17 protein-coding genes, 1 tRNA gene and 2 pseudogenes are annotated in these 17,750 nt (G+C 58.5%); 13 read left to right on the top strand and 7 right to left on the bottom strand.

Translation table 11 applies throughout. The annotated features are described in order from the left end of the window. Positions 1–170 precede the first annotated feature (170 nt). Positions 171–614, top strand: coding sequence for a DUF3606 domain-containing protein (locus ACSQ89_RS04980; protein ID WP_436296116.1), 444 nt, complete (start codon positions 171–173; stop codon positions 612–614). Here the strand turns inward: ACSQ89_RS04980 and ACSQ89_RS04985 are convergent. Further along, positions 532–981, bottom strand: coding sequence for a helix-turn-helix transcriptional regulator (locus ACSQ89_RS04985; protein ID WP_436296117.1), 450 nt, complete (start codon positions 979–981; stop codon positions 532–534). The genes ACSQ89_RS04980 and ACSQ89_RS04985 overlap by 83 nt on opposite strands. A 362-nt stretch (positions 982–1,343) precedes the next feature. On the opposite strand from ACSQ89_RS04985, the pseudogene ACSQ89_RS04990 reads away from it, so the two are divergent. From ACSQ89_RS04990 to ACSQ89_RS05005, 4 genes and pseudogenes are all read left to right on the top strand, one after another. Further along, a pseudogene (locus ACSQ89_RS04990) lies at positions 1,344–1,516 on the top strand (transposase); the annotation flags it as partial. A 128-nt stretch (positions 1,517–1,644) separates the two neighbouring features. Further along, positions 1,645–1,766, top strand: a pseudogene (locus ACSQ89_RS04995) (transposase); the annotation flags it as partial. Positions 1,767–1,888: 122 nt separating this feature from the next. Next, positions 1,889–1,963, top strand: a tRNA-Arg gene (locus ACSQ89_RS05000). Between the two features lie 403 nt (positions 1,964–2,366). Continuing rightward, positions 2,367–3,131, top strand: a complete 765-nt coding sequence (locus ACSQ89_RS05005; protein ID WP_436296118.1) for a hypothetical protein — start codon at positions 2,367–2,369, stop codon at positions 3,129–3,131. Between the two features lie 66 nt (positions 3,132–3,197). Here the strand turns inward: ACSQ89_RS05005 and ACSQ89_RS05010 are convergent, their stop codons facing one another. From ACSQ89_RS05010 to ACSQ89_RS05020, 3 genes are all read right to left on the bottom strand, one after another. Further along, on the bottom strand, positions 3,198–3,500 hold the full coding sequence (locus tag ACSQ89_RS05010; protein ID WP_436296613.1) for an HNH endonuclease: 303 nt from the start codon (positions 3,498–3,500) through the stop codon (positions 3,198–3,200). 246 nt (positions 3,501–3,746) lie between these two features. Then, complete coding sequence (locus ACSQ89_RS05015) at positions 3,747–4,982, bottom strand: IS4 family transposase (RefSeq protein WP_436296017.1); 1,236 nt, start codon at positions 4,980–4,982, stop codon at positions 3,747–3,749. A 36-nt stretch (positions 4,983–5,018) separates the two neighbouring features. Next, positions 5,019–6,455, bottom strand: coding sequence for a hypothetical protein (locus tag ACSQ89_RS05020; RefSeq protein WP_436296119.1), 1,437 nt, complete (start codon positions 6,453–6,455; stop codon positions 5,019–5,021). 343 nt (positions 6,456–6,798) lie between these two features. Between ACSQ89_RS05020 and ACSQ89_RS05025 the strand changes: the two genes are divergently transcribed. The 8 genes from ACSQ89_RS05025 (at position 6,799) to ACSQ89_RS05060 (ending at position 12,160) form a co-directional block, all read left to right on the top strand. After that, on the top strand, positions 6,799–7,158 hold the full coding sequence (locus ACSQ89_RS05025) for an ogr/Delta-like zinc finger family protein (protein WP_436296614.1): 360 nt from the start codon (positions 6,799–6,801) through the stop codon (positions 7,156–7,158). After that, positions 7,155–7,421, top strand: coding sequence for a hypothetical protein (locus ACSQ89_RS05030; RefSeq protein WP_436296120.1), 267 nt, complete (start codon positions 7,155–7,157; stop codon positions 7,419–7,421). Before ACSQ89_RS05025 ends, ACSQ89_RS05030 begins: the two co-directional genes overlap by 4 nt. A gap of 164 nt (positions 7,422–7,585) precedes the next feature. Next, positions 7,586–7,906 (top strand): hypothetical protein, encoded by a 321-nt coding sequence (locus ACSQ89_RS05035; RefSeq protein ID WP_436296121.1) that lies wholly within the window; start codon positions 7,586–7,588, stop codon positions 7,904–7,906. Positions 7,907–8,538: 632 nt separating this feature from the next. Beyond that, entirely contained in the window at positions 8,539–9,036 is a 498-nt protein-coding gene (locus tag ACSQ89_RS05040; RefSeq protein WP_436296615.1) for a 7-cyano-7-deazaguanine synthase, read from the top strand. Then, on the top strand, positions 8,997–9,995 hold the full coding sequence (locus tag ACSQ89_RS05045; protein WP_436296122.1) for a hypothetical protein: 999 nt from the start codon (positions 8,997–8,999) through the stop codon (positions 9,993–9,995). Before ACSQ89_RS05040 ends, ACSQ89_RS05045 begins: the two co-directional genes overlap by 40 nt. Before the next feature lie 12 nt (positions 9,996–10,007). Next, positions 10,008–10,946, top strand: coding sequence for a CBASS oligonucleotide cyclase (locus ACSQ89_RS05050; protein ID WP_436296123.1), 939 nt, complete (start codon positions 10,008–10,010; stop codon positions 10,944–10,946). Beyond that, positions 10,894–11,553, top strand: a complete 660-nt coding sequence (locus ACSQ89_RS05055; RefSeq protein WP_436296124.1) for a hypothetical protein — start codon at positions 10,894–10,896, stop codon at positions 11,551–11,553. The genes ACSQ89_RS05050 and ACSQ89_RS05055 overlap by 53 nt, the downstream gene beginning before the upstream one ends. Then, complete coding sequence (locus ACSQ89_RS05060; protein WP_436296125.1) at positions 11,537–12,160, top strand: hypothetical protein; 624 nt, start codon at positions 11,537–11,539, stop codon at positions 12,158–12,160. Before ACSQ89_RS05055 ends, ACSQ89_RS05060 begins: the two co-directional genes overlap by 17 nt. A gap of 31 nt (positions 12,161–12,191) precedes the next feature. Here the strand turns inward: ACSQ89_RS05060 and ACSQ89_RS05065 are convergent, their stop codons facing one another. From ACSQ89_RS05065 to ACSQ89_RS05075, 3 genes are all read right to left on the bottom strand, one after another. Then, positions 12,192–12,725: a 3'-5' exonuclease gene (locus tag ACSQ89_RS05065; protein WP_436296126.1), complete on the bottom strand. Its 534-nt coding sequence runs from the start codon at positions 12,723–12,725 to the stop codon at positions 12,192–12,194. A gap of 371 nt (positions 12,726–13,096) precedes the next feature. Next, entirely contained in the window at positions 13,097–14,281 is a 1,185-nt protein-coding gene (locus ACSQ89_RS05070) for a tyrosine-type recombinase/integrase (RefSeq protein WP_436296127.1), read from the bottom strand. Between the two features lie 216 nt (positions 14,282–14,497). Then, the gene (locus ACSQ89_RS05075; RefSeq protein WP_436296128.1) at positions 14,498–17,464 is read right to left on the bottom strand and encodes a class I SAM-dependent DNA methyltransferase; all 2,967 of its coding nucleotides are present in this window, start codon (positions 17,462–17,464) and stop codon (positions 14,498–14,500) included. Positions 17,465–17,750 lie beyond the last annotated feature (286 nt).

Consider the following 17,750-nt stretch of genomic DNA (forward strand, 5'->3'; position numbering starts at 1 on the left):
GATGCGAAGGAGCGCATCGACAGACTGCCCTAGTCGCGCAATTCGGCCCATCGCGCGGCGCGCTACTGCTCTTTCTCGAGGGCTTCTCGTTCTCGGCACGCACCGCGTCACGGCGCAAATTTTGACCATCGAGTCGCCAATCGCTTCTGCACGTCAACGGGCGTCAGCTCGTGCAGCATCTGGCGACGGCAGTGTGGCCCGAGGACATCCAGCACGGCCGGGATGCACCACCAGGTCTGTGGGCATCTCGCCGCCTTGAAGTTCTTGTCGCCACCCGTGAGCGGGATCACCTCTTCGCCCAAGATGAGCATCCCAGTGCCCCACTTGAGGACGTCGCCGTGGACCTATTGGCGCGCGATCTGGGCAACAAGGGCTCACAGGTTGGAGTCCGCATCAACTTGAACGAGCCGCACGAACTGCGCTACTGGACAAAGGAGTTGGGAGTCGACGAGGCCCAGCTGCGCGCGGCGGTGGCTGCGGCCGGGACCTGGGTTGACACTGGCGACAGGAGGCTTTCGCGCACACTGAATCTCATGGCGCCTTGCGTCGCGTTGCTACCGAAGGATGCGATCGCAAAAGCCAGCTGCGAATGTCACGAACTCGCCACGCCGTGATTCGCTCGCTCAGCTTTATGGGCTTTGGAAACCTACCGTCAGAAACCATACGCCATAACGCCGAGGCGGAGAAAGGAAGGAGAAACTCCTCGGTCGGCCGACTCGGTGTCCGGACCAGGTTTGTTAGGCGAAGAAATGCATCATCGGAAAGCTTGTCGAACCATGCAGACTGGCCTACTGATATGGGCCGCGCGTCGCTCATAGGCTGTCCCGAATCGATGGTGGCACGCTCCTTTTCAATCTCACAAATTTCGCCGGCACAGTCCTCAATCTCGTGGTCCAGAAGGGCGCGACATCGGCGCAAGCGGGCCATTTCCCGCTCCAGCAGTTGAATCTTGAGTTCGCAAATTTTGTCATTTCCGTTCATTTGAACCCCTCAGACAAGAAGATGGTGAGATCAAGCCGGCAACACTAATAGCGGCGTTGTCATGAGCTTTTTGATCTGATGCGCAAATAGCTCCTTGTCAGCGTTCTCCCAGGCGGATGTGTAGACCCTCTGCCGCTGGTTTGTCCGGTGACGTCGCTGTGGCCTGAGATAAGACGCTCGCGCAATCCGCTTACAGACTGCCTCCGACCACCATAAAAAGTGGGCGATCGTTCTGATAGCGAACCTCGTTGCCGGGCGGCGTAAGACACCCCGAATCGGAGAACCTTCGGATCACGGTCAGCGCCTCGATCGCGGGATGGCGCGTCAACCCGTCAACCGGCGGCGCTGGCGCTGGATGTTCAATTTCACACACGGTCAACGCCTTCCTGGGGCGTCAGATCGAGGCGACTGACCCTACTTGTGGATCGATGCGACATAGGTGAAGACGCGCGAAGCCGGCGCATCGTGAGCGTGGCAAGTGATAGTGGCGGTCGGCGAGAACACCGACGGCCAGCGCGAGGTCGCTGGAGCGGCTGAACGTCGAGATCATGCGCGCACGAGCGTAGTGGGCATCTCCCCAACGACGGCGTCATCACGCGGCTCTTCGGCGCCATGATGCCCGAGCAGGACGATGAATGGTCGCTCACCGTCGCCGTGCTGACCGAAATGGGCGCCTGGCAGGCACGCCCCTGGAGTCGATGTACTTGGTGATTTTCTTCGACGCGCTGCGGGTGAAGATCCGCGAAGAGGCGGTGGTGCGCAACAACGCGATCTACCTGGCCCTCGTGCGCCGACCTTGATGCCGCATGTCATCGCCACCTTGGCCCTAGAGGTGCCCGGCATATCGGCTCCGGCACCGCCGGCTAATCGGTGATAATCAGAAGCTGTCGACCCCTCGGTCACACCTCTCGCCGTATTTCAACGGATAGAATTCGGCCCTCCGAAGGCTGAGATCCAGGTTCGATTCCTGGCGGCGGGACCAGTTACAGATCCGGATGAGTCCAAACTCTTCCGGATTTTTTCGTTTCTCCTCTGAGAAATCCCAAACTGGAGTCCGCCATGGTCCGGCGAAGTATGCCCCCATCCGGGGGTACATGGGGGCACATTTGGGGGCACTAAGTCTAAAAGTGGGGGCACATTCCGCGGCTGCATTCTCGGGCTTTGGAGCGTCTGCGGCGCGCGGTCGCAGAGCCGCTAGGGCTCTTCGCGCCGCCTATACCTGCCTGAGGACTACTCGAACTTCAGGCTGCACCGTTGCCGCAAGGTATCGTCGGCCGGCGCTACCCATCCAAGCACATAAGTGATGCCCAGCGAAACCATCGACCGTCCTCGAACGACCAACTGGCTGGCAGCCTTTCATTTCGATCTCGTCGGCCATCGGCATCTTGTTGGCAATGCTTGGCTATGGGGTCGCGCTGTCCGCACAGGAGAAATTCGGCATTCCTTATGCGGCCATCTTCAGTTCTACCTCCGACCTTTTCAGTCTCGGAGGATGGGCGATCGTGCAGGGCGTGGTCCAGCTCGATAGGCTGATGACCTTGAGCTTTTACGCTGACATCTGGCGTCTCGTGTCGCCCGTCACCCTGCGCGTCCTGAGCCTGGTTGGTGGCTTGACGATTGCCGGCGGCATCCTGGCGCTCGCTGGCCGGGGGGTGGCTCGGCTCGTCTCCAGACAGCCGCGGTGGAAGGTTTGGACCACCCACGCGAGTGTCGCTATGCACAAGCGCTCGTGGCTCGCACGAGCTGCCATATTTCTGTTCGTGGCAGTTTGGACCCTTGTTGGCACACCGGTATTGCTCACGTTTGGCGTCATCTTGATCGTTGTCCTTTGTACGGCCCTCGCCGTAGTTCCGATGATCGGCATGGAAGCAGGAAAGTCGCATATTGACGCCTGGGTGATTCGGCCTTCAACTTGTTTTCCGCTCGCCAAGCGCGAAGTGCGGCTGGAAGCACGGCCGCCCATGACCGAAGCACCACAGAAGATACCGGCCGCAAGTTGCGTAGCGGTAGCAAAGGCCAATAGTCCCGAGATCCGCGGAAGAGTGGTGTTCGCCACGTTCAATGCGATCGTGCTCTACGACCCAGAGACAGGCGCTGTCCGACGCGTTTCCACGGGTGATGGGACTGTTGAGGTCGTCGGCGAATTGTGAGCGAGCGATTCGACAGCAATTGAGCGCGAGACCTTTCGGCCACGGAACGGGAGACTGGTCCGTAGCCTAGGGAGTGGAGCGAACCAGTGCGGCAACCTCGGCAACCGACAGCCATTTACGGGACGAATGCACCACCCTATGGCAGTTCGCGCAAAGTAGAGCTAAGTCTTCTACGCTCGTCCTATCCCCCTCCGCAAGCGTGTGTACCGGCTTGGTGTGATGCACGTCAATAAGCCCTTGGCCAATGGCTCCATACCTGTCCGCAAAGTCAAACTTACAGGCCTCACAGAATAGTCGGCCGTGCTTCTTTAGCGCCAGCTTCTTCGCTTGCTCAACTAGCTTTCGGCTTCGCTCCCGAACTCGATGCATACGGGTCAAGACGCAATACTGTTCGTTTATGGCATGAAGCTCCTAAATCGACGCGGTATGTGGGCATCGGCTGGCTTGGGTCGAGGTCCAGGCGGGTCGATGATCTTGGGAGTGCAATCCGTGGACACGCGCGTCGGTGCGCGGTGGTCGAATGATGCGTAAGGCGAGTGGCGCCGCTTGACCATCCGCGGCGAGCGCTTGTTCAGCGTGCGCGTGGCGCGGATCCGGGCGCAGGCTTCGAGCAGTTCATTGAACCATCGTCGTCGACGCCTCGGGCGCGCTGGGGGGAAATGCCCCGGAGCGGGGCTGTGCGCGGCGAAGCAGCTGTACGTGCCCTGTGAAGGACAGCTCGGCGTGCGGTATTCGGTGCCGCGTGGCGCCCTGATGCAGCAGCCAGCGCACCGAGTAATGCGCCAGCACCCAGCCGTAGAACTCCTGGCGCACGAGCTCCGCAGTTTTGCTGCGCAGCACGCGCCGGCTCTGCCGCAGGTGCGTCTTGAGCTCGTCGAACACGCCCTCGATTTCCCAGCGCTGGTGGTACATCGCTGCCAGTTCCAGCGCCGGGGCGACTTGCGGGTCCAGCAACGTGGTCAACAGACGGTAGCGCGGTTGTGCATCGGCCAGTCCCGGCAAGGCGTATTCGATGACACGCACCACGATGGCTTGGCTCATCGCCTCGCTGCGGCTCACACCGGTGGGGTAGATGGCGCTGAGGTACGAACCATCGTCGAGCATGCGATGCACCGGCAACTGTCGGCTGCGCATGCAGCGCCAGAGCAACTGCGCCCCGGTGGCTTGTGCCTGCTGCCAGTGCTCGAAGCCATTGAACCCCCGGTCCGCTATGCACAGCATGCCCGGCTCCAGCCGGGGCAAGAGCGGTTGGAACAGCTCCCACTCGCCGCTGCGGTAGGGCCCCAGGTTGGCGCCCAGGATCGCGTGCGTGGCGCACTCCACCAAGACCATGCATCGTGCCTGCGGGTAGCCTGCGCGGCCGATCCGGCTGCCCGGGTAGCCGAAATGCGCCGCGTTCTCCGCCTCGTCAGGCAGCTCGAAGGTGCTGCCGTCAATGGCGACCAGCCTCAGGCCGGCATAGAACGCGTGGTGGTGCGCCCGGGCGTCGGCCATGGGCACACAGCAGCGCTCGACCAGGTCACGCATCGGCGCAGCGCCGATCTTGCTGCGCAGGCCGCTGATCGAGGACTTGGTCACCCGAGGCGGCTCGGCGGCGCCGGCGGCCCACGCCAGGCCCTGCGACACGGCGGCGAACACTTCCTCGTAGGCGGCCTCGGGGTAGAGGCTCAGCGCCATGCAGTAGTACGCCCCTGCGACGGCCGGAAAGCTGCGCACGCGCTGCGAGTTGCAGCCGTGGGCGTCCAGCACAGAATTGACCAGCTCGGCCGGCACCACACGCGCCAGCAGGCTGGCGCTCAGAAAGTCAGCCAGCCTTGCTCCGCTGCCCAGGACCGCCTTGGTTCGCGCCATGCTCGACTCCGTCGTTGCGACGGCAGTCATTCTGCATCATATTCCACAATCCGAACAGTATTGGGTCAAGACGCGACCTTCCGCGGCATCGCATATCTCTGGCTCTTCAGGGCCGCCAAGGTCATGGTCTTCAGCATGCTCATCCACTGCTTTTCGTATCGCGGCGCAGACCCAGTCAAGTCGATCTAGATCCTGCGAGAACTCAATCCAGACGACCTCCTCGTCCTTGTTGCCTCTTGTGAGTCCCGTCTTGCCGTCCTTGGTGTACTGAGGGTCGAAACGGCGGAAGTTCATCATCTTCATGTAGACGCCATTGGCATTTCTGTAGGTGTCAGCTTCAGCCAAACCCAGGACCCGGCCCATCTTGTTAAGGAAGTTGGATAGGTCTGCCACCTCAGCACTGTCCGTACCTGGTATGTGGTCTCGGTGCTTGAGGTACAGATGCAAGGCGAGGATGAGTTCGTCTCTAGTCCAAGTGGGATTGCGTTTCGGGCTCCCCGCTGCGGGGGCGTCACCGCCTTCAGGCAGAAGTCTCTCATCTGCGAACTTCAAGGCCCAGGCCTTGACGCGTTGCTCTGCATCCGCAAGTGCACTCTTCCAGGAAATATGAGCCTGACCGGGCAAACGCTCGGTTTCGCGCAGGATCTGATCGAACTCAGTAGACGACCATTGGCGTCCCCGTGCTGCAGCTTGCATGCCCGTAACGTGATATTCCCAATCACGACCTTGCTGCGCCCACGCCCTGCTGAATGGGGCGTCGGCGGCACAGCCCAGCGGCGGAAGGTCGCACAGATAACACGCGAAGTCGATGCGAGATTGAATATTTCCATGCACCTGTCCATACCGTTGCATGTCGCCCATGCTCATGATCTGCGCGGCCTCGGCATTTGTGAACGAGGGGAGGTAGCCATCGTTCTCGGCCGCTTGGTCCTTTAGCCACAGCAGCAGGGCCGATGTACGAGATTGAACGTCGCTGTGCGTCGCGGCGGGCGGCTTCTCCATTGGATTTTCAAGGCCCAACGTGCGGCGCGAAAACCATATCGCTCGTGCCGAAAACTCGTCCTGATGGTCTAGAACGATCCGCTCGTACGAGAGATCCTCAAGGTCAGCTTCCGCCAGCACTTGGAAGCCTTGCGTCGGCGTTGCTCGGCACACGGCATCTTCGGCCGCGTCGATAAGACCCCGATTTCGGACTTGCCCAAGAGTGCGTCCAGGGTATCTCCCTTGCTTCCGCATGATCCCAACGTACTCGCCGATCGCTTGAACGATCTTGCGCTCGGCCGGCGTTAGGTCGTCGACGTCAATTCCCGTCTTCTCGGCGATGAGCGCAAGCCCCAGCTCGGTCGCGCGGTCCTGAATCGCCTTGACCACTTGTTCGGAGAGTCCGCCACGCTGCTCGATATTTGATTCCAGTTGGCGAAGGTCCTCCCACGAGCTTGTTCTTTCAATTCTCTGCTTGAGGCGGTCATCCATTTCCGGGTCTCCGTATGCATGTCGTGCAGCCATTTCGTTGGGCTGGGAGATCCGATTGGGCCATAGCTCCTGCGCTGAACGTCACTCCAGGCCGGGCCAGATAGTGCAAGAAAGGCTACTAGGTCACACGAACGATGCTGACGGGCTAAGCGCTCGGCGTCGAATCAAGTCCAGCAGGTCCTTGGCGTTCGCCGGCAAACCAGCGCGAACGGCACTAACGGTTCTAGATCGCCGTTCTAGAAACGGAAGTGTTTGGCCGTTTCCGAGCGAGGGCGGACCATCGAGGCATGCAAAGACATCAGCCGACGCCAGCCCGTTCGACGAAGGGCAATCGCCCATGATGATGCGCTGCCCCCACTGCAGAAGCGCCACCACCGTTCGCACCAGCCATGAGGTTTCCAACCTCACGCGAGAGAGCTACCTCGCCTGCCGCAACACCGCCTGCGGCCATGTCTTTGCGGCCATCACGGAGATCTGCCGGACGGTGTCTCTCTCGGCCATTCCGGGCCCCGCCGTCCGGCTCCCGCTGAGTCAGCACCTGCGCCGCAAGGTGCTGATCGAGCAGCTCCAAACGCTGCCGACACAGCACCACCGGCGAGTTCGTCGGCGCCGACACGAACACCACGCTGCAGTTCGCCACCTCTGGAGGCGGGCAAGGCAAGGCCGAGCTGCGGCTCACCGACTGCTGAAAGGAGCGACATGAGCACGATCCAAGAGAAGCTCGCGCGGGCCACGCAGGCCTATCAAGATGCGTTGCAGGCCTTGGAGGCAGCGCGCCGCGAGCATGAAGACGGCGCCGGCAAGGCCTACGCGCTGCTGTTCGCGCGGCAAGCCGATCTGAAGGCGAAGATCGCCGAGCACGAGGCCGCCGCAGCGGCTTCGGAGGCCACCTTCAAGCGCCTATTCGCCAAGGCGAACCACGTGGTCACCAAGGAAGTGAAGTCCGCTCTGTTCGGCAAGAACTGAAGTCCGCTCTGTTCGGCAAGAACGATGCGCTCGCCATTGCCGAGGAGCTGCGCACCGCGCTGGCGGAGTGCGAGGCCGAAGCTATCGAGCCGAGGATCGCGGCATCCAATGCTGCCCGTCTATACGAAGCGATGTACGGCCAGGCATGCGCTGCACACGCGCGGATGCAGGTCTACCAGGCGCTCGCCGAGTGCGGGGAGGCCATGGCACGCGCAGTGGCCCTGGCGATGCATGTGCCCGGCGAGCCTGCTGTTGAGGCGCTGGCCGGCGACCCGGTCAATAATCGTTCGGCCTTCGTTTGGAAGGAACTGCTGGCCTTGGCAGCGACCTTGCCGGAGGCCCAACGCATGCCCCTGGTCGCCGAGCTGGGCGCGCTCGATCTCGGCGCGTTTGCCGATCGAAACTTCGTATCGCTCGTTGCCGCGAGTCATATGCGCAAGATTCAGGCATTGGAGGCGAACGCCTCGGACGCAGCCAGGCAGTGACGTAAGCGCGGCCAGCGGCGATCGCCTGGCTGCCAGAGGGCGCCTGCAACGCGCAGGTGCCCCTTTTGTTGGGCGTTACGTCACGAGCCATCCGGATCGAGACAGTGCAGGAGGTGCGCATCTCGTCGGATCGCGTCGGCGCCCGCGGGGCCGGAAGGCGGCGTGAGGCCGCATCCGTGTTGGCGGGGCGACCTCCCGACGGTGCCGTCGAAAGAGGGGCATTTAGAGCGGGGGCGGGGCGGGGTCCCGATAGCGCGCTGAGGGGGCGCCAGTCGGCTCTTCAACAAGAGAGGAGAAACCCCCTCGCATGCCGAGCTATGACCATCTACAACCTGTTGCTGTCGCCAAATTCAATAGGAGATGCGGCTCCCTCTCACGCACCGCCACTTCAAGATCAGCCCATTTGCCCGTGATCTCCAAGGCGAACCGGAAGCGCGCTCTAAGCGCTAACCTCAGGACTTCTAACCTAAGTGAGGGGAATATCGATTTCGCACCTTGAGTAGCTCCTCGCATTTGTTACAACAAACAAGTAATATGCCCCATACATCGGAGGATCGATGATCCAAGCCACCTCGGAAAAGCCTCCCTCGGTTGTAGTACTCGCCGGAGGGGGAATTGACTCCACGCTATGCATGCATCTCCTCCGGAAAGAGGGGCGTGAATTTCGAGCACTCCATGTAGATTTCGGTCAAGCCGCACGCGAGCTAGAGTGGGAGGCCGTTCGAAAAACTGCAGCCCGCTTGGGGGCGACAGCACAGCAAATCAAAGTGCACAGTGGAATCGCCTTCACTGCAGCCGAAATTCAAGGGCGAAATGCCGCGTTGATATTTTTGGCATTGATGCACCTATCGCCGGCAGAGAGCCTGATCTGCATCGGCATCCACTCTGGCACTCCTTTTTACGACTGCTCGCAATCCTTCTTTAAGGATACGGCGCGGATGGTCGCGGAGCATACCGACTCACGGGTCCGACTAATCGCACCCTTGCGTGAATACACGAAACCTCAGATCGTAGAGACTGCGCGCTCCATTGGGTTGAATTTTCAATTAACCCATAGCTGTCAGCGTGCGGTCGCTGGGGGTTGCGGCTCTTGTCATTCCTGCAAGGACAGAAAGGCTTTGGCGTGCTAAGTGCAATAAGAGAAATAAGAGCGAATGGCATTCACGTCGCAAAAACCCCGGTACTGGTCCCCTCGTTTTCAAGCAAAGGGTTCCCGGAGGTCGGAAAAATAATCGACACACTCTCTCAAACCATCACTGAATCAACACTCATAAGTGCTTATGACGTCGCCCGGGGTTTTATAACGAATATCCCGACGTTTCCCTTATATTTCTTCCTTGACAGTGGCGGATACGAATGCTCAAAAGACACCGAGCTTTCTGACACGCGAATGAACACCTACACCGAAAGCGCTTGGTCTATCGAGGAGCTGAAAGACGTACTAGATTCTTGGAAAGCTCCGCAGCAGACTATTGCCGTTAGCTATGACCACCCACGCGAGCGCGACACTGTCGTCAATCAGATCGCGCGAGCGAAAGAGCTATTCAAAGGCCGTACATTGGGGAAGGAACTACTGATAAAGCCCTCAACCAACACGGCGGAGAGGGTGGACATACCCAGCGTTATTTCGTCGATCCGCGAACTCCATGATTTCGATGTAATTGGCTTCACCGAGAAGGAATTGGGGTACAGCATTTTCGATAGGATGAAAAAGATATCGGAAGTCCGACAAGCACTCACGGCGATCGGACTTCATACGCCTATTCACATCTTTGGAAGCCTAGACCAAGTTTCTACGCCGTTGTATTTCTTGGCAGGAGCAGATATTTTTGACGGACTGACATGGCTCAGATACGCTTACATTGGAGATCAAGCCGTCTACGGAAAAAACGCTTCCGCGCTTAAGTACGGCATTCGACAAAACGATAAAGATATCGATCCTCGCGTTTGGGCAGAGAACTACCAGGCAATCTCAAACTTACAGATATCGATGAAGCGTTTCATAAAAGAGAACAGCTTCTCCGTATTTGGAGAGAAAATGGGATCATTCTTTGAAAAAGCTCTTAAAGAGCTACATGCGGACTCATAACGGGAGACGGTAATGGGCGGATCAAGCGGGTCTTTTGGAAGAGCGGGTTCGGGAAGGACCCCCTCAGATTTTGCGGAGCAGCTTCGCAAAGATGCCGAAACGAGTGCATTGCAATTTGAAACCGAGCTTTCCGAAGAGTTTGCAGATCTTCTATCGCGCTTCAATGCAAGAAACTCAGACCAAACCAATGAGCGACTAGAAGCAATTAAGGATGTCCTTCACGATAATATTGATGCGGACTCTTCATTCGACACTATGTTTGGCGGCTCGGTCGCAAAGCACACTTACGTTGACGGACTCAGCGATGTAGATGCGATGCTTGTTGTCGAAGGAGACTTAACCGATGCCTCACCACGCGCCGTTCTAGAAAAAGTCGCGAATGCCCTTGAAGATAAACTTGAATCGGAAGCCAAAATTAGTAGAGGCACTGTCGCCATTACTGTGTCCTACAAAGATGGCACTGAAATTCAGCTTGTGCCATCTATTCGAGATGGCGAGAAATTGCGCGTGCCTGCGTGGGAAGCGGACAAATGGTCGAGCATTGACCCCAAGCAATTCAGAGACGGCCTGACGAAACGTAATAACGAGTGCGCTGGAAAACTGATACCTACACTAAAACTTGCAAAAGCGATAAATGCAGTACTGCCGGAAAGCGCGCGCCTGTCGGGATACCATATTGAGGCGCTAGGGGTGGCCGCTTTTCGGGATTACAAAGAGGAACGAACCACGGTACGGATGCTCCCATACTTTTTTAAACGAGCCAGCGAGTTGGTTTTAAATCCTGTGGCTGATCGTACGGGACAGTCCGTCCATGTTGATCAATATCTGGGGCCGGCGATGAGCTCAGCCCGCGTGGGCATGAGCCACCTACTATTGAGAATGCACCAACGCATGATGAATGCAAGTGCAGCGAAATCGAGAGATCGGTGGCGCGATTTATTCGATGAGTGATTTAAAATTTGACGATAAAGTAGTCGCGGATCTATTGCGCACGATACGTGTCAGCGATCAATCTTGCACGGCATATGCAATACTTCGCGATCGCTACAAGCGTCGATCAACTTTGCTAGATTTGACCATTCTGCTAATTTCGGCATGGCTTACCGCGATGATTTGGGTAGAACCGACGATTGCCGAAAGACTTACTCCCCATGGAGCTTCCAAAGAGATCTGGCTCGGCGTGCTTTCTGTTGGCGCATTCGCTTTATCTCTTATACAATTGCAAGTAAACTGGAAGGAGCGCGCCAACAGTTTTCATCAAGCAATGTCCGTTCTGAGCACTTATGTCAAGGAGCTTCGGCCGCTTCTCAATTCGCCAGACATTCACAAGATTGAAGCGGCGTTAGATCGGTATCAGGCGATAACAGAGCCGCTAATGCCCATTCCTGAGTCGGACTTCTTGAAAATGAAGCAAAGACACCAATTGAAGATAAAGATCAGCAAGCACCTCGATGAGTATCCGGGCACGAATTTACTCCTGCTGCGATTGGTTCTTCGCTGGCGCGACAATGCGTCGCTGAGAAGCTCAAGTAAAGAAGACAATGATCAGTCCCACTGAGTTTTACGCATCCGCCAAGGATCGTGTCATTGCGTTGGGTTATTCCGCCGAGATTGAGTGGCAAATCACACAGAACCCAATTGGGATCAAGGAGTGTGATTTTCTTCGGGAAGCCGCATGGGTGATCTACTGCTCGGGCTTTAAGGAGGCTATCGTCCGGCGACGCTTCAACTACATCTCTTTGTGCTTTTATGACTGGCAAGCCGCCGAGATGATTGCGGGCAACAGGGAGCAGTGCATAGTTACCGCCATGCATGCACTAGCGAATCGACGCAAACATGAAGCGGTAGCTGCTGTTGCACAGATAATCTCGACTGAGGGGTTTGAACATTTTTGGTCAAGAACATCTGAAAGCCCAACTATAGAGCTGCAGAGGCTTCCATATATCGGACCAATAACTGCAGTTCATTTGGCCAAAAATCTCGGCTTTGATGTGGCAAAACCTGATAGACATTTAGTCAAATTAAAAGAGCGATTCGGTTTTGGAAGCGTTGATGCCATGTGCACCACAATCTCGGGAGAAAGCGGAGATCCCGTCCGAGTGGTTGATTTGGTTCTTTGGCGCTTCCTAGAGCGTCGACAATCATGTGAGATTGCAGCGGCTTAAACACGACTAAGAACCAAGCATATGCCCTATATCACTTGATGCTGCGAATTAGTGAGAATAATTCAGCTTGAAAGAGCGCATCGTCTAGGGCATCGTGAGTGCCGCGAAGCTGTGGCCGAAGTCGCTTTGCCATGTGTTTTGCTGTGGTCTCGGTCCAACTACAGCCGGTAGCACCCATATAGAGTGCCTTTAAATCAAGCGCCGAAATACCAAACGGATTTTGCCCTAGGAATTTGTGGAAATAAAAATTCACAAAAGACCAATCAAACGGCGCATTTAATCCCACCAAGACAGGTGTGTAACTGCCGGCGCACACTTGCTCCACCCACTCCCCAAAACTTCGCATCGCCTCCACAGGAGCAACCCCTTGTGCTTCTAGCTCGTCCAGAGAGAGCCCAGTAACTTCCAGAGCCTCCGGAACTGCATTTCTGCTCAATGGCTTAAGAGCACATTTAAAACTACGCTCAGGCGCTTCAATCAGGCAGGCCCCAATCGTGAGTAAGCTATATTCTCCGGGGATTGGTCCGGCGGTTTCTACGTCGACGGAAATGTACTTTTCCTTCACTTTTTCAGGATAGCAGCATTCGTATGGCCATGTGCACTCTTTGTGTAGGCCAGAGTCGTTAAACGGAGTACTTGAATTCGCACATCAATGCAGCCATTCAATCGGCGGAAAAGGCATAGTCCGAATATGAGGATGCTGCTATGTTGATATTTTCTGCAGATAGGCAGCCTGCGCGGCAACTATCACTCGCTCTGCCTGAAACTCAGTACGGTTGCAGGCTGGGCCCAGGTTTTCCTTGACGGCGTGCGCCAGCTGCGCCTCCATCACTGGCTCCGCACTACCCAAGCGCCTGGCAAACAATCGTCCGGGCGTTCACTCGGAAGCCGTTGCTACTACTTCATCGGCAGAGGAGCCCACGGCGCGGGCGTCCGCTAAGGAGCGTGGTTTTGACTTCCGGCTTCTAAGCGATCTGCCCACCACTGCATCAACTTCGTCCGGTCCTGGACGTACGTCGACCGGTTGTAGGCAGCTCGCACCTGGTTGCGCTCAACGTGAGCGAGCTGGCGCTCGATTACTTCCGGGCTCCAGCCGGCCTCATTGGCGATGGTCGAGAAGAGAGCGCGGAATCCGTGAGCGGTGGCCTCGCCCTTGTAGCCCATGCGGGCGAGCGCGCTGTTAAGGGTGTTCTCGCTAAGGGACTTGCTGGGGTAATACGGGCTTGGGAAGGTCAGCCCACGGTGGCCGGTAAGGGGCTGCATGGCCTTCACGACTTCGACAGCCTGTCGGGACAGCGGCACCACGTGCTCGGCGCGCATCTTCATGCGCTCGGCGGGGATTCGCCACAGATTGGCGTCGAGGTCGAACTCTTCCCAGCGGGCGCCGCGCACCTCGCCGGGCCGTACCGCGGTAAGCATCAACAGGCGCAGAGCATGCAGGGTGTGCGGGTCGCCTCGGTAGGCGGCGAGCTTCACCAGAAACTCGGGCAGGTCCCGCTCGGCGAGCGCTGGACGATGCGTCACCCTTCGAGGCTTCAGGATCTCCCCCGGCACGAGGTCCAACATGGGATTGGTGTCGATACGCCCATGCGTCACGGCATAGCGAAACGCGGCCTTGATGCGCTGGAGTACGCGGATGGCCATCTCGCCGGCGCCGCGCTCCTCGATCTTCTTGACCGCCTGCATTACCTCCCGCGCCGTGATGCTCGCCATCGGACGGTGGCCAAAGACGGGGAAGATATCGGCTTCGAGAGAAGCCTGGGTGCGCTGCAGCGTAACGAACTCCCAGCGCCCCGCCTGATGGGCTAACCAGTCGCGCGCGACCGTTTCAAAGGTGTTGGCCGCCTCGTGCATGATTTTGGCCTTCGCGGCCTTGCGCAAGGCCCCGGGGTCGTCGCCGCGGTCTAGCGCTTGCCGTGCGAAGTCACGCCGTTCGCGGGCCTCTTTGAGGCTCACCTCGGGGTAGACGCCGAACGCTAACCGGTTCTCCTTGCCGGCAAAACGGTACTTCATGCGCCAGTAGCGCCCGCCGGCAGGCGTCAGTTCGAGATAGAGACCGGCACCGTCCGAATGTTTACCCAACTGCTTGAGGGTTCGCAGCTTCGCGCCTGTCAGTTTCATGGCACAGTGTAAGAGGCCTGGGGGCACAAATGGGGGCACATTTTCAGAATCCACCACTCTGTCATAGGGAAGTGAGGTTCCTGGCGGCGACCAGATACCCCTTCAAGCGCCGGCCAAGGACCGTATTCCCCAGGGGAGGCCGCTACGTGCCGCAAATGTATCGAGCGGCGTGGGCCAAGTGAACTCGCGCGCTTCGGGGGGCCGTAGCAGGCGCTGCTAGGGGGCATCAAGGTCGGTTGAGTGAACGACCGACCGTTGACTGACCTGCGTGATGTCGGCCTCGACAACAGCAACAAGCCCGGCACCAGCCATCGCCGTTGTCTGCGAACGTTCCTGATTCAAAGCCATCAGGCGAATGAGGATTTCGTCATCAGACATTTCAGCGGTGTAGTCGTCCCACCCATAGGCCCTCGCTACAGCGACGTCCAGGCGCTCGTTCAACTGACGCAACCAAGCCGGCTTGTCGGTGTACAAGTCTGTCAGCGTGCGAGCCTTCAGCTGCTGCTCAAACCCGCCCTTGGGCAGAACCCGATCTGGATACGGGCTCGTCGCCATGCCAACTGGGACGACCTCACCTACCCTGACAGTCCACTCGGGCGGGTTGAGCCAGGCATCGCGCTGGCGGCTGAGCTCTATAGACGCCGCAGTGATCTCCGCATCGTGTGCTCCCGCCTGCGGAAAGGGAAAGGTTTCGAAACAAGCCTCAGCGTTGTACGTAGGATCGTTGCCAACACCGTGTGAGGATGCCTTGCCGAGACTCCAGGCCTCGTGAATTCTGGAGGACAGGACTCCGAACGTGACCTCATCATCACGGGCGATCGCATACAGCCTAGAGTCCGGCCACACTTGGATCGGCATCCAGACAAAGAAGCGGTTCCGCGACACTCGAGAGGTTGCGATATACCTAGACTTCCCGGCCAGCTCGCGACGAAGACCGGGGACGCGCTCGCCATGCATCCACCACCAGGTCTTGCGTCCCTCGCGCCCTTGGGCTAGTCGCTTTGATTTCACGTACTTCTCGACATGAGCGAACGGTGCCAGGTATTGCGCCGCGGAGGTCACTGACATATCTGAGCCAAAGTCGATAATCCACTTCCCTTGACCTCTTCCCGTGACATCGTCTCCGTTCGCCCAAGGTTTCAGGACTTCGGAGTTGGAAACCCCGCTGGGGTTAGGCTCCAACAACCACAGCCTTGCGAGGTCACCGTCGATGTCAAAGGCTCCAACCTTTACGGGACCTTGAAACGCCACCCCTTGGTTTGCTTGTAGTCGAACCGCGGTCGTCAGGTCGTAATCGGCGCTCCCCTTGAGATCAGTGGTGATGGTCGGTACCTCGCGGCCGTCCAGGCGGTACTCCTGCTCTGCGGCCCCGAAACATGTCATCGAGACCCGAACTGACGCCCCGCGGTCCCACCACTCCTCGTTCGACCAAGCTTCGAAAATTCTGCTGTCTTGATTGATGGCATCCAGCACTGAACGATTGGTGCCGTTGCGCACCGACTGCGTCGAGACAAGGCCTGCGGCGCCGAGACCGCCACTGACTATGGCCCTGCGAGCCTTGTCGAACCAGTAGCATACGAAGTCAACGCCACCTGGCACCGTGCTGCGGTAGGCATCCCGCAGTGCCTTGGTGTACACGAGGCCCAACTCCTTGTTCATCTTCTTGTTGCCAACGAACGGGGGATTGCCGACAACAACACTGGCCGTCGGCCAAGATGCCTGAGTTCCATCGGCATTCAGCACAGCATCGCGATTCTCAATGCAGTCCAGGGGCTCCAGAATCGGGTTCGTCTTGAATGCGTAGCCATGCAGAACTCGCCACTGAAGCTCACCAATCCAAACGGTGACTCGAGCCAGCTCGGCCGCGAATTCATTGATTTCAATGCCGAGCACGTTGTGCGGCCCGGTGACATCGACCTGGCGCTGCAAGCCCAGGCTCTCGGCCTCAAGATTGATGGCGTGCTCGATGTCTTTGAGAGCTTTCAAGGATAGGTACAGGAAGTTGCCACTGCCACAGGCAGGATCCAAGACTCTGAACTCCTTGAGTTTCTCGAGGTAGGCGTTGAACAGCTTCTGAGCTTCACGCTCAGCCTCGTTGGCGGCACTCCGGGCTCGTGCGTACTTGACCTTGTCGAGGATGCGCTTGGCACCTTCGCGCAGGGTGTCACGCTTCTCAATGAGCTCACCAATCCGGGCCGCGACTCGGGACCATTCGGTCATTAGGGGGCGTTTCACGACCGGATCCACCAGGCGCATGATGGTCGCCGGATTCGTGTAGTGGGCGCCGAGCTGGCTACGCTTTGAGGGGTCGAGACCACGCTCAAAAAGAGTGCCAAAAATGGATGGATCGATCGCGGACCAGTTGAGGCCACTGGCTGTGCGCAGGGCTTTGACGTCCTCGACGCTCAGTGCCGGCACTTCGATGTTGGCGAATAGTCCGCCATTGAACCAGGGTATGTCATCGACGCCGAATAAGCCACCGTCCCGCATGGACTTGAACAAGTTTTCGAGTTGCTTCTGCAGCTTGTCGGGGGCTATCTGGACGCCAACGAGGCGCTCGAAGAGCCTGGACGGCAGCAAAGAGACGTCCTCGGCGAAGAAGCAGAACAGACATTGGGTCAGAAAGTGCGAAACCTTTTCAGCAGGCACGCCTGCGCTGCGCAGCCGGTCGGCGGTGCCCGCGAATGCTCTGGCCGCCTCCTCAGTGATCTGCTGGTTTGTTCGTGCTGGCTTGAACCGGTCCGGTGATCTGAAAATCCAGCGGAGCTTTTCCTGCACCTCTGGCCTCGTCAGATCCTCTAGGAGGATGACGTGCTTTTCACTGGGGGTGCCCGTGAAGTGCGTGTGGATCTCGATCCGGAGCCTGTCGCTGACCAGCAGCAGCGGCGGGTTGTCCAGTGGCAGCGTGTACATCATCAGCTGCCGCAGCGCCACTTCTAGGCTCTTTCCTGGCGCCTTGTACTCCAGAGCGAAGCAACCGCGCTTCCAGACGTCAGCGAAACCCTGACCGGTACCAGTCTTGGTGACGCCGCGCTCAAAGCAGTAGTTGTCAGCATCCCCGGGCGTCGGGACGTCCAGAAGGGCGCAAAGATCCATGAAATGCGGTTGGGCACCTGCACGTTCATTAAGTGTGTACGCCGGCCCTCCGGGGCCCCATTTTTCGATAAATTCGTGAGGGGTCATTGGGCCAATTTTGCACGCCCCCAGAGGTGCGGTGATTCCAGGCCTGACTACACATCACTCCACACCCATGCAACGGCCCTCCGAACGGCAGCTCTGCAGCCCCGCGGTCCAGGTGGCAGGACGCCCACAACGGGCCGAAACGCGCCATCCGCATCCAGTCGCAAACCCCCTCTAGGGTTCGCCTCACCCAGAGCCGCCGGGAACACTCCCGGCCATGGCTTCAACCCCAGCGGGCAAGAAGCCCGCCACCCCCGAAGAAGAAGAGCACCAAGCCCGCACCCCGTAA

Origin of the sequence: Variovorax sp. LjRoot175, assembly GCF_964253805.1 — a bacterium.
GTDB lineage: Bacteria > Pseudomonadota > Gammaproteobacteria > Burkholderiales > Burkholderiaceae_C > Variovorax.

Excerpts from the sequence above, each read along its gene's own strand:
- ACSQ89_RS04985 (WP_436296117.1), bottom strand. The coding sequence starts at position 981 with ATGAACGGAAATGACAAAATTTGCGAACTCAAGATTCAACTGCTGGAG.
- ACSQ89_RS05010 (WP_436296613.1), bottom strand. The coding sequence starts at position 3,500 with ATGCATCGAGTTCGGGAGCGAAGCCGAAAGCTAGTTGAGCAAGCGAAG.
- ACSQ89_RS05015 (WP_436296017.1), bottom strand. The coding sequence starts at position 4,982 with ATGGCGCGAACCAAGGCGGTCCTGGGCAGCGGAGCAAGGCTGGCTGAC.
- ACSQ89_RS05020 (WP_436296119.1), bottom strand. The coding sequence starts at position 6,455 with ATGGATGACCGCCTCAAGCAGAGAATTGAAAGAACAAGCTCGTGGGAG.
- ACSQ89_RS05025 (WP_436296614.1), top strand. The coding sequence starts at position 6,799 with ATGCGCTGCCCCCACTGCAGAAGCGCCACCACCGTTCGCACCAGCCAT.
- ACSQ89_RS05030 (WP_436296120.1), top strand. The coding sequence starts at position 7,155 with ATGAGCACGATCCAAGAGAAGCTCGCGCGGGCCACGCAGGCCTATCAA.
- ACSQ89_RS05035 (WP_436296121.1), top strand. The coding sequence starts at position 7,586 with ATGCAGGTCTACCAGGCGCTCGCCGAGTGCGGGGAGGCCATGGCACGC.
- ACSQ89_RS05040 (WP_436296615.1), top strand. The coding sequence starts at position 8,539 with ATGCATCTCCTCCGGAAAGAGGGGCGTGAATTTCGAGCACTCCATGTA.
- ACSQ89_RS05050 (WP_436296123.1), top strand. The coding sequence starts at position 10,008 with ATGGGCGGATCAAGCGGGTCTTTTGGAAGAGCGGGTTCGGGAAGGACC.
- ACSQ89_RS05055 (WP_436296124.1), top strand. The coding sequence starts at position 10,894 with ATGCAAGTGCAGCGAAATCGAGAGATCGGTGGCGCGATTTATTCGATG.
- ACSQ89_RS05060 (WP_436296125.1), top strand. The coding sequence starts at position 11,537 with ATGATCAGTCCCACTGAGTTTTACGCATCCGCCAAGGATCGTGTCATT.
- ACSQ89_RS05070 (WP_436296127.1), bottom strand. The coding sequence starts at position 14,281 with ATGAAACTGACAGGCGCGAAGCTGCGAACCCTCAAGCAGTTGGGTAAA.
- ACSQ89_RS05075 (WP_436296128.1), bottom strand. The coding sequence starts at position 17,464 with ATGACCCCTCACGAATTTATCGAAAAATGGGGCCCCGGAGGGCCGGCG.